Source organism: Delftia sp. JD2 (assembly GCF_001682645.1).
Taxonomy (GTDB): domain Bacteria; phylum Pseudomonadota; class Gammaproteobacteria; order Burkholderiales; family Burkholderiaceae_C; genus Comamonas; species Comamonas acidovorans.
Genome location: NZ_LFJT01000043.1, coordinates 46,465 through 55,742, shown reverse-complemented (window position 1 = coordinate 55,742; position 9,278 = coordinate 46,465). Strand labels below are relative to the sequence as shown.

The 9,278-nt window shown below is 62.7% G+C and carries 10 protein-coding genes; 3 read left to right on the top strand and 7 right to left on the bottom strand.

Translation table 11 applies throughout. The annotated features are described in order from the left end of the window. Positions 1 to 245 precede the first annotated feature (245 nt). Positions 246 to 647 (top strand): hypothetical protein, encoded by a 402-nt coding sequence (locus ACM14_RS21050; protein ID WP_065347225.1) that lies wholly within the window; start codon positions 246 to 248, stop codon positions 645 to 647. A gap of 177 nt (positions 648 to 824) precedes the next feature. On the opposite strand, the gene ACM14_RS30850 is transcribed toward ACM14_RS21050, so the two are convergent. The 3 genes from ACM14_RS30850 to ACM14_RS21035 all read right to left on the bottom strand — a co-directional run bounded on the left by ACM14_RS30850 (position 825) and on the right by ACM14_RS21035 (position 3,792). Further along, the gene (locus ACM14_RS30850; protein WP_254662112.1) at positions 825 to 2,615 is read right to left on the bottom strand and encodes a hypothetical protein; all 1,791 of its coding nucleotides are present in this window, start codon (positions 2,613 to 2,615) and stop codon (positions 825 to 827) included. A 38-nt stretch (positions 2,616 to 2,653) separates the two neighbouring features. Continuing rightward, on the bottom strand, positions 2,654 to 3,250 hold the full coding sequence (locus ACM14_RS21040) for a hypothetical protein (protein ID WP_065347220.1): 597 nt from the start codon (positions 3,248 to 3,250) through the stop codon (positions 2,654 to 2,656). 233 nt (positions 3,251 to 3,483) lie between these two features. Next, positions 3,484 to 3,792 carry a helix-turn-helix domain-containing protein gene (locus tag ACM14_RS21035; protein WP_065347219.1) on the bottom strand — a complete coding sequence of 103 codons (309 nt, stop codon included), beginning with the start codon at positions 3,790 to 3,792 and terminating at the stop codon, positions 3,484 to 3,486. Between the two features lie 143 nt (positions 3,793 to 3,935). Here ACM14_RS21035 and ACM14_RS21030 point away from each other — a divergent pair, with 143 nt between their 5' ends. After that, positions 3,936 to 4,307, top strand: a complete 372-nt coding sequence (locus tag ACM14_RS21030; RefSeq protein ID WP_065347218.1) for a hypothetical protein — start codon at positions 3,936 to 3,938, stop codon at positions 4,305 to 4,307. Positions 4,308 to 4,352: 45 nt separating this feature from the next. Here ACM14_RS21030 and ACM14_RS21025 read toward each other — a convergent pair whose 3' ends face one another. From ACM14_RS21025 to fepB, 3 genes are read right to left on the bottom strand one after another with little or no spacing between them, the layout of a single operon-like run. Further along, positions 4,353 to 5,393 (bottom strand): iron chelate uptake ABC transporter family permease subunit, encoded by a 1,041-nt coding sequence (locus ACM14_RS21025; protein WP_065347217.1) that lies wholly within the window; start codon positions 5,391 to 5,393, stop codon positions 4,353 to 4,355. After that, a complete protein-coding gene (locus tag ACM14_RS21020; RefSeq protein WP_065347216.1) occupies positions 5,390 to 6,454 on the bottom strand; it encodes an iron ABC transporter permease in 1,065 nt (354 codons plus the stop codon). Before ACM14_RS21020 ends, ACM14_RS21025 begins: the two co-directional genes overlap by 4 nt. A gap of 3 nt (positions 6,455 to 6,457) precedes the next feature. Further along, positions 6,458 to 7,468 carry a Fe2+-enterobactin ABC transporter substrate-binding protein gene (gene fepB, locus ACM14_RS21015; RefSeq protein WP_065347215.1) on the bottom strand — a complete coding sequence of 337 codons (1,011 nt, stop codon included), beginning with the start codon at positions 7,466 to 7,468 and terminating at the stop codon, positions 6,458 to 6,460. A gap of 119 nt (positions 7,469 to 7,587) precedes the next feature. Here fepB and ACM14_RS21010 point away from each other — a divergent pair, with 119 nt between their 5' ends. After that, entirely contained in the window at positions 7,588 to 8,403 is an 816-nt protein-coding gene (locus tag ACM14_RS21010; protein ID WP_065347214.1) for an ABC transporter ATP-binding protein, read from the top strand. 30 nt (positions 8,404 to 8,433) lie between these two features. Here the strand turns inward: ACM14_RS21010 and ACM14_RS21005 are convergent, their stop codons facing one another. Continuing rightward, positions 8,434 to 9,225: an IclR family transcriptional regulator gene (locus ACM14_RS21005; RefSeq protein WP_012204987.1), complete on the bottom strand. Its 792-nt coding sequence runs from the start codon at positions 9,223 to 9,225 to the stop codon at positions 8,434 to 8,436. Between the last annotated feature and the right edge of the window lie 53 nt (positions 9,226 to 9,278).

Sequence of the window (9,278 nt, the reverse complement as noted above, 5' to 3'; positions counted from 1 at the left end):
GAAACTCGTTGCGCGCTGCGCGCTTCACTCAAACATCACGGCGAGTCAGATGACGAAGCAAGCCTGTCCTTCGGCAGGCTTGCAACCCCGCAACCGCCACGACGCAGGCGCGGACATACGGGAGGGGGAAGAGACAGCAGGCGCAGGCAGCGGGCGCGCCCAGGACTTTCCCCTTGGCCCCGCTGCAGCCTTGAACTAGCATGGCCTGCACCGCCCCGGCCGGGGCGGCTCTCCTTTGGGCATCGATGAGCTTTCCCGTTCAGATTCCGATCCGAGTCCCCTGCCCTCCGGGCGCCTGCATCTGCGAGCACGACGCCCTGCTCGCCGACTCCATGGCTGACCAGCGCATCCTGCGACTCACCAAGGAAGAGGAAAAACGCCTGCTGCAGCGGCTCGAACAGATCACCAGCCTGCAGGACCTGCGCCATGTGGAGCAGCGCATGTATGAGCAGCTCGGCATCCGCGTGCGCATCGAGCCCGGCGCCAGCGAAGTGCGCACCGTGCGCGGCATCCAGATCGAGGTCCTGCCCATGCGCGGGCTGTGCAGCAAGACTCGGCAGACGATTCCTGCGGCGATTCGGCGGGGGATGGAGAGGACGCCTGAGGTGGCGTTTGAGTTGTTGGATGAGGGGGGGTTGTTTGGGTGAGGGTTTTGGCGGTTGGTGGGGAGCGGGTTGCGGCCAGATCCTGCCGAACACAGCTTCTTTTTAACCTATCACTTCGGGCTAGGCTCCATCAGCAACCTGCGGAGCCAGAACTGACACAACTTACGACTATTTATATCGATCACTCGAGAGAGACGGATCTGTTTCCGATCGATGTAATCAAATTCCCAAACCTCTAACACAAATCAACTTGCCGCAAACTTCGTAACTCATTGTAGACCGCTCTTGTGCCCATGGATCAGGAAAATTCCGCTTGTACGCAGGATGCTCAGTTAGAAGTCGTTCAATGACAGACATAGGGTTCGTAGCAATCAATGGCTTTTGAAGACGAATCCATGTAAGTTGGCCATCCAAGCCACCATATTGGCATTCTGCATCCTTAAGTAAATTACGAAAGCTAGCCCAATCGTACAAAGAAATACCAGCCATCGATTCCTGATAATCGAATTGTGCAATATTGTGAAGCAGGACAAAAGTGCTGTTTTTGGGAGAAGCGTCACTAATCCCACGAGCTCTCAGAGTATCGTACAGCAAACCCTCGTCAAGCAGTCGCTTTGCCTCACACAATTGACCCAAGCCGTAGCCAATATCCCCTTGTACTGCTTCAATTATTGCCTGTAAAAAAGCGGTCTCGCCAAGTAACGCGTGCTTTGCCTGAATAAAATAATAGTGATTTTGCTGTATATCTCGAATAATGAACTCAACATCACATTTATTCTTATATCCACCAACAATTTTATCTCTACTAAACCCCTCTATGACATCATATCGATCTTGGAAATCTCGCCCTTGAACGATTCGTTGCTTGATGGTTACTTGCTCGAAAAAAATTCCACCCACGTGTTTACTTAGCGCATCACGTTCACAAAAATCTATTTCTAGCTGACGAAATAGCGTTCGCAAACCTTTGGAGGCACTCCCAATTCGCAGGCTCAATGAATTGCCTTGTCGCATTAGAAATTGATCGGTTATCAGGGCGTTGTCTTGGCGACGAACTAGGGCAGAAAGCTTGCTGAAGTCCAGTCCTCGTTGGATCAGTTCAGGCCCCCTCATCATGACGGACTCCCCACGCTGACCAAGCACCATCAATAAAGCCACAACCTCCACCGCGGCATAAATCTGTTGGACGCTTTGCAAAGCTCGTCCTTCGGAGGGCACTTGACTCCAAGGAAGTGACAGATCTTGATCGAGGAGCCGCTCGGTAAGGAGCTGTACATCGCGCACATGCTTGGCTCCCGCTTGCGCCAATTGATTTGCAAGAATAATGGTTGCCGCATGACTAGACTGATCAGCCATCCGAGCAAACCATGTACGTCGAAGCGCTTCTCGTGCTACTGGATTACAAGCACGAAGTTCGAATTTCTCATGACAGCGTTTAACAGAGGCAATCCCAGCCAGTGCCAAAGCCAGCGCCTCGCTGAGCATCAGAAACCGAATGGCGTTTACGCATTCGATCGCGCTCAGGGGCTTCATCTGGCCCGAACGCTTCAATTGAAAGTGGTCGTAAAGCCGTTCCAACTGACACTGCACGCTGATGTGTGTGACGTATCTTGCACTATCCATGGAAATGGATTGAGGGGAAACTCCCAAAAATTCACGCTGGCATACTTGATTTAAATCATCTTCAACTGCAATATGCAACGAGAACTCATCTTGGAGCTTGATCCGCAGTGACGACATAAACGGCTTCAAGGCATCCTTAGCCTCATCAAATAGGCAGCCAAGCGCGAGGAGATCTTCGAAGTCATTCCTCATAAACAGGTGCTTTCGCAACTTGGATGAGATGCTCACCCCTGCTGCGAATTCAAAAGGTGACTTCAGTAAGCTGTGAATGGGTCTTAATAGACTCGCTGGTGTATCAAAAAACATTGTTTGATTCAGATAAAGTGAGTAGCTGTCACCTGACCAGCGTTTTAGAACTTCTGTTCTTAGTCGGATAGTGACAGCCATAGATCGGCGTATGGCGGACCTTCATCGCTAAATCGCAACTACCGTTGCTCGACCGGCACTCGCCCATGCGCACGGAGCTGATTCCACAAGCGCTCGTTGAACTCATAGAGCTCATCTCGTGCTTCGCTGATGAAGTCTACATCTCCCTGTACCCGCGTTAAGTCATAGCGTTTATAGCGGTGGCTGATGCCAGTGCGTTTGGACTGCAGCTTGACGCGCACGTATCCGCCAAGCTTCATTCCGATCCAGTCTGCGTGCGCGTACTCATTGCGACGATTCGCGCACTCTGTGAGCAGCGTGTCTACCTTGCGTAAATCCTCATGGGTAACTGCCAGGCCGCCATACTCGATCATCTGGCCATACAGATCGAGGAGCGCTCGTGCCTTCGCAGAGAACAGCATGCCGGCCAGGAAGACATCCATTCGCTCGTCTTGTGTGGCATCTCGAAGGATGGCTTCACGGATGAAACCCGAGACCTCATCTTCCAGCGAGTTGAAGTAGATGATGATCCAGCCAATTTCAGGCGCGAGATCAGACAAGTAGTCCGAGAGTCCGCTTTCATCCACGGTATCCAGCGCATCAGCTTGGCGCAGGTTCAAGTAAAGCGGCGCTGTGGAATCGTCATGTTTCTGCATCGCATAAGTCTACGCGCAGACAAACCTCTCTACCCTTTCCGCACCCGTCTCAGTGTCGAGAAAACGCTGCTGTCGAAAGCTTGGGAAAGCAAAAAAACGCCAGGAGGGTTTCGCCATTTTTCGCCGTGCCACTCACGGGGCACCAGTGTGCGTTTTAGGTCCTGGGCGAATGACTCCTTTGAAGCGAGCGCGATGCCTGCTTTGCAAGCCGCCTTCCAGGCAACCCGCCCCCTCTACCCCTTCAACACTTCGCTAACCCTCTTGCGCACCGCCCTACTCGCCTGCCCATAACTGAGCAACAACTCCGCCACCTCATCATCCGTATCCGAATAGAAAAACGCCATCGGAACCTTGAGCACTTCCGCCAACTTGCGCACAGTCAGCAAGTCCGGTTTGTGTTTCCCCAGCTCATAGCGATTGATTCGCGCACTCGCCACAAACGGATCGATTCCCGCTTCAATTCCCAGCATTTTTTGGGACAGGTCTGCTGCAAGCCGAGCTTGCTTGAGCCTCGCGCCCCATTGTTCATCTGCGTCTGACATCTCGTGCTTTCCAAAAGCTACGAGACTCGTAGTTATGCTGTATTCTCGATACTACGAGTTGCGTAGTTTTCTAGCCTGCAGCCACGAATCGCTACGGACCGTCCTCGCCGCAGCACGGCGCTTCGACACAGGAGCAGCAACCCATGAAGCACATCCCCCCATCCCCTCCCCCCGAAAACACCCACGCCCAGAAGCTCGCAACAGCGCTGTATGAAATGGACCGCTTCGTGCAGCAAGGCTGTGCCGAGGTTTCCGCCTTGGCCCAGCTGGCGCTGGCATGGCTGGAGATCCCGGAGGGCCATCAGCGGCTGGACGTGGTGGCGCAGGCGCTGGTGACCATTCGCAACAGCGCTGAATCGCTGGCGGAGTTCGCGGGCAGTGAAGCCCGGGTGATGAACTGCGAGTACGAGGACCAGGCGGAGGTGCGCCGCAGCGAGGCGGCCAAGGTGGCTGCCGAAGAGGCCGGGCATGTGTACACCGTGGCGGGGCCTGGGGTGGCGCGCGGCGTCAGGTAGTCCCGCAGGTACTGGGTCTGCGCCCGTTGCACCCTGCACGGCCGTCTATCCCTTGCGTGTGCGAAACAGCAGCCACAGCAGATACACCCCGCCCAGCAGCCCCGTCACCAGCCCGATGGGCAGATGCAGGCGCACGGGTGCCCACTGGCTGAGCATGTCGGCCGCCAGCAGCAGAACGGCGCCCATGGCTGCCGCCGTGAACAGGGGCACGTCGGGCGACAGGCCCAGGCGCCTGGCCACCTGGGGCGCGGCCAGCGCGATGAAGGCGATGGGCCCCGCCGCTGCCGTGGCGATGGCGGTCAGGGCCACTGCAGCCATCACCATAGTGAGCCGCGTGCGCGGCACGTTGACGCCGAGCTGGGTGGCGGCATCGTCGCCCAGCTCCAGCAGGTTGATGCGGCGGGCGCACCACAGCACGACGGGCACGATGGCGATGAAGCCCAGCGCGGCGGGCACGACATGCGCCCAGGTCCGCGCGCTGAGCGAGCCGGCCAGCCAGCGCTGCGCGGCGACGGCCCGGTCCAGGTCCCCCATGACCAGCAAGATGGTGTTCAGGCCCGAGAGCGTGGCCCCCACGCCTATGCCCACCAGCACCAGCCGGTAGCCGCCGGCAGCACGCCGCCCTCCGGACAGCGCAAGCACGACCGCCGCCGTGGCCATGCCCGACAGCACGGCGGCCAGCGATGTCCACAGCGGCCCGGCGTCACCCAGCACGATGAGCGCAATCGCCCCGCTGGCCGCGCCGGTGGTGAAGCCGATCACGTCCGGCGAGCCCAGCGCGTTGCGGGAGATGGACTGGAAGATGGCACCCGCCATGCCAAGAGACGCGCCCACGAAGACGGCCGTGAGGACACGCGGCAGCCGCACCCGCTGCACGATGCGCTCTGCTGCGGGGTTGGAGCCCGTGCCCAGCAGGCTGTCGAGCACTTCGGCGGGGCTGAGGGACAGGGTTCCCGTGCCCAGCAGCAGCACACCCAACACCAGGGCCAGCACGACCAGCGCCATGCCCACGGCCAGCGGCCTGGGCCGCCAGAGAAACGAACAGGCTCCCCAGCGCACAACCGATGCGTTCACGGAGGTCTTCATAGCCTGCTCAACCGGTATCTGCACGCCACCCAGACAAAGAACGGCCCGCCGATCAGGCAGGCGACGATGCCCGCAGCCACTTCGGCAGGTGCCGCGACGACGCGGCCCAGCACATCGGCACCCAGCAGCAGCACCGCCGCGTAGAGCGCGGACAGCGGCAGTATCCAGCGGTAGTCCGGCCCGCACGAGAGGCGTGCCAGATGCGGTGCCACCAAGCCGACGAAGGCGATGGGCCCCACGGCCGCCGTGGCCGCCCCGGCCAGCAGCATGACCGCAAGGCAGGCCAGTTGCGCGGTGGCGCGCACATTGACACCCAGCGCCAGGCCCACGTCATGCCCCAGCGCCATGGCGTTGAGCTGGCCGACGATGGCCCAGGCCGCCGCCAGCCCTGCCGCCACGGCAGCCGCCAGCACGGCGGCGCTGGCATAGCCGCTGCCCTCCAGGGAGCCGGCCGCCCAGTGGCGGAAGCCGTCGAAGACTTCCGGGGGCGCGTTGAGCAGGATAATGCCGGCGCTGGAGGTGAGCATGACCGACAGGCCGGCCCCGGCCAGGACCAGGCGCACCGGGTGCGCGCCCGCGCCCCGGAACTGGCCGAACGCGAAGACGGCAGCGCCCGCCAGCCCCGCGCCGGCAAAGGCGCACCAGACGTACTGGAGCACGGACGTCAGGCCGAAGGCCGTCATGCCGATGAGCACGGCCAGCGCCGCACCCGCGTTGACGCCCAGCAGGCCCGGCTCCGCCAGGGGATTGCGGGTGACGGCCTGCATGAGCGCGCCAGCCACGCCCAGCGCCATGCCGGCCAGGATGGCCACCACGGTGCGGGGCATGCGCAGCAGGCTGACGATCAGGTGCTGGTCATCACGCAGGTCCGGAGCCCGCAGCGCGCCGAGGATGTCGGCCAGCGCAATGTCGCGCGAGCCGACGGTGATGCCGAGCACGGCGATGATGGCCAGCGCCAGCAGCCCGCCTGCAAGGCCCAGCCAACGCCTGCAGAGCAGGGAGGAGCGCGAACAGGAGCGCTGGGCAGGCCGAGCCACCGCGCCTTGGAGCCGTGCACGCATGGCTCAGCGGAAATGGCTTGCCACGGCGTCGACCATCTGCTGCCCCGAGTAGTAGTCGATGCGAAACGAGGTCGGTCCCAGCGGATAGACGCGCCGGCCGGCAACGGCGGGCAGGTTGGCCAGCAGCGGATCGTCCAGGAAGGCCTGCACGTCGCCCTGCGAGGCGCCGAGCAGGAAGACGGAGTCGCCGGTGATGGCGGCCGAGAGATTCTCGCGGGAGATGAATTCGAAGTCCGAGGCGCGTGTGACCTGGGCGGCCAGCGCGGGCGGCAGGCCCTCCACCTTGAAGCCCAGTGCGGCCAGCAGCCGCGCATGGGGGCTGGCGGCGCGGGCTATGGAGTAGCTGCCGGCCAGGTTGTAGGCGACGATGCTGGCGGGCTGGGCCGGCGGCGTGATGGAGGCGGCGGTCTGCGCCACATGGGCATCGAAGCGGGCAATGGCTGCGGCGGCCTGCTTCGCATGGCCCGTGATGCGGCCCAGCTCGGTGGCGATGTCCTGCCAGGACTGGCTGGAGTAGTCGACCACGACCATGGGCACGCCCTGCGCCTGCAGTTCGGTGCGGTGCTGGGCCACGCTGTCGGCCCCGGTGGCGGAGGCCACCAGCAGGTCGGGGCTGGCGCCGATGGCGGCCTCGATGTCGAATTGCAGGTTGCGGTAGAGCACCTGCACGCCGCGCTTATCGGCAACGGCGGCCCATTGCGAGAAAAAGCCCTTGTCGTCGGTCATGCGGCTGGGCGTGGTCGCGGCGGTCGCGACGACCGGCGCATCGATGGCCAGCAGGATGCCGGTCACGCTGGGCGAGGTGGATACGATGCGCCGGGGCAGCGTTGCATGGTCTGCGTGTGCTGCAGCCGGCGTATCCGATGTACCCGATGTATGCGACGCAGGCGATGTATCCGATGTGTGCGGTGCGGCGCCCGCCACGGGAACGGCGGCACGTGGAAACCATGCGAAACAGGCCAGCACGGCCAGTGCGGCGGCCGCGCCCAGGGCGGCAAGTTGGAGTCTGTTCATCTCGATCCGAAGCGACGGGGCCGGGCGCCAGGGCGGCGTCTTCAGCGTATTCCGTATTGTAGAATTCATTCCACATTGCAAACACCGAAGGACCTATCGATTGTGGGAAATGACCGGCCATGACGCAGCGCCTGAGTGCTGATGCGGTAACGCTGCGCTACGGCGAGCGCACGATTTCGCAGGGCCTGTCCCTTGCCATTCCCGATGGCTCCTTCACCGTCATCGTGGGGCCGAATGCCTGCGGCAAGTCCACCCTGCTGCGCGCGCTGTCGCGGCTGCTGGTGCCGGTGGCCGGGCAGGTCATCCTCGATGGCCGGCACATCTCGCAATTTCCCGCCAAGGAGGTGGCGCGGCGCCTGGGCCTGCTGCCGCAAAGCGCGATGGCGCCCGATGGCATCACGGTGGTGGACCTGGTGGCGCGGGGGCGCTACCCCCATCAATCCTTCCTGAGGCAGTGGACGGACGCGGATGAGCAGGCCGTGGCCGAGGCCATGCAGGCCACCGATGTGGCAGCGCTGTCCGACCGCCTGCTGGACGAGCTGTCAGGCGGCCAGCGCCAGCGGGTGTGGATTGCGATGGTGCTGGCGCAGCAGACGCCGATCCTGCTGCTGGACGAGCCCACGACGTTCCTGGACATCGCCCACCAGATCGAGCTGATGGAGCTGCTGGCGGATCTCAACGATGCCGGCCGCACGGTGGTTGCGGTGCTGCACGACCTCAACCAGGCGTGCCGCTATGCCTCGCACCTGATCGCCATGCGCGACGGGCGCATTGCCGCGCAGGGCGCGCCCGGGGCGATCTTCACGGAGCAGTTGGTGCAGGAGGTGTTCGGCCTGCCGGCCGTGATCATGGCAGACCCTGTGTCGGGGACGCCGCTGGTGGTGCCCAGGGGGCGCAGGGCCGTGAATGCCATGGAGCGTGCCGCAGGGAACTGAGGCGCCCGGGCATTCTTCCCGGCGCGGCTTTCAAGGCGAATCTGCGCTGAAGGCCCGCCCGCCCGTGGACTGGTTGATCAGGCTGGCCTCGCGGAACAGCGCGACCCGGTCTTGCGGCGACTTGAGCTGGCCCAGGTCCGAGACGGTGGTGACCGCGCAGACGATTTCATGCTGCGCATCGAACACCGGCGCCGCCTGGCCCGTGACGTTGGACAGCAGGTGGCTGGTCATCTCGGACCAGCAGCGCTCGCGCACTTCGTCGAGCACGGCCTTGGCCGGCGGCTTGCCACGGAAATGGGCGGGCTGCTGGCGCCGTGCGGCGTCGATGGTGGCCTTGGGCAGGAAGGCCTGGAACACCAGGCCGCAGGCGGTGTTGTCTATGGGCAGGATGTCGCCCAGCGCCAGCGGGTTGATCGAGAAGTAGGCGCTGCGGTACCAGCGCACCAGGGTGGGCCCCCGGTCGGTCCAGATGGCGACGCCGCCGCTGAGCGCATGGCTGTGCGTCAGCGCCTTCATGCGCTGCGCCGCAATCTCCACCGCATCAACACGCTTGAGCGCGCCAATGCCGATGCTCAGCGCCGCGCTGCCCAGGTCATACAGGCCGCTGGCGGGGTCCTGCTTGGCCAGGCCTTCCTTGACGAGGCTTTGCAGGTAGCGGTGGGCCGTGGAGCCCCCCGTTCCCGTTCGCCGGGCCACCTCGCCCAGCGCCAGTTCGCTTTCGGCATTGGCCAGGACCATGAGAAACCGGGTGGCGATGGAGACGGACTGGATGGTGCCGGAGCGCTTCTCGCCGGCTGTCGTCTGAGGTGTTGTTGTTTTCAAGGGCTGGGCTTTCTTGCCTGTACCAGGCGCATCGCAGGTGGGGGCGCAGGCGC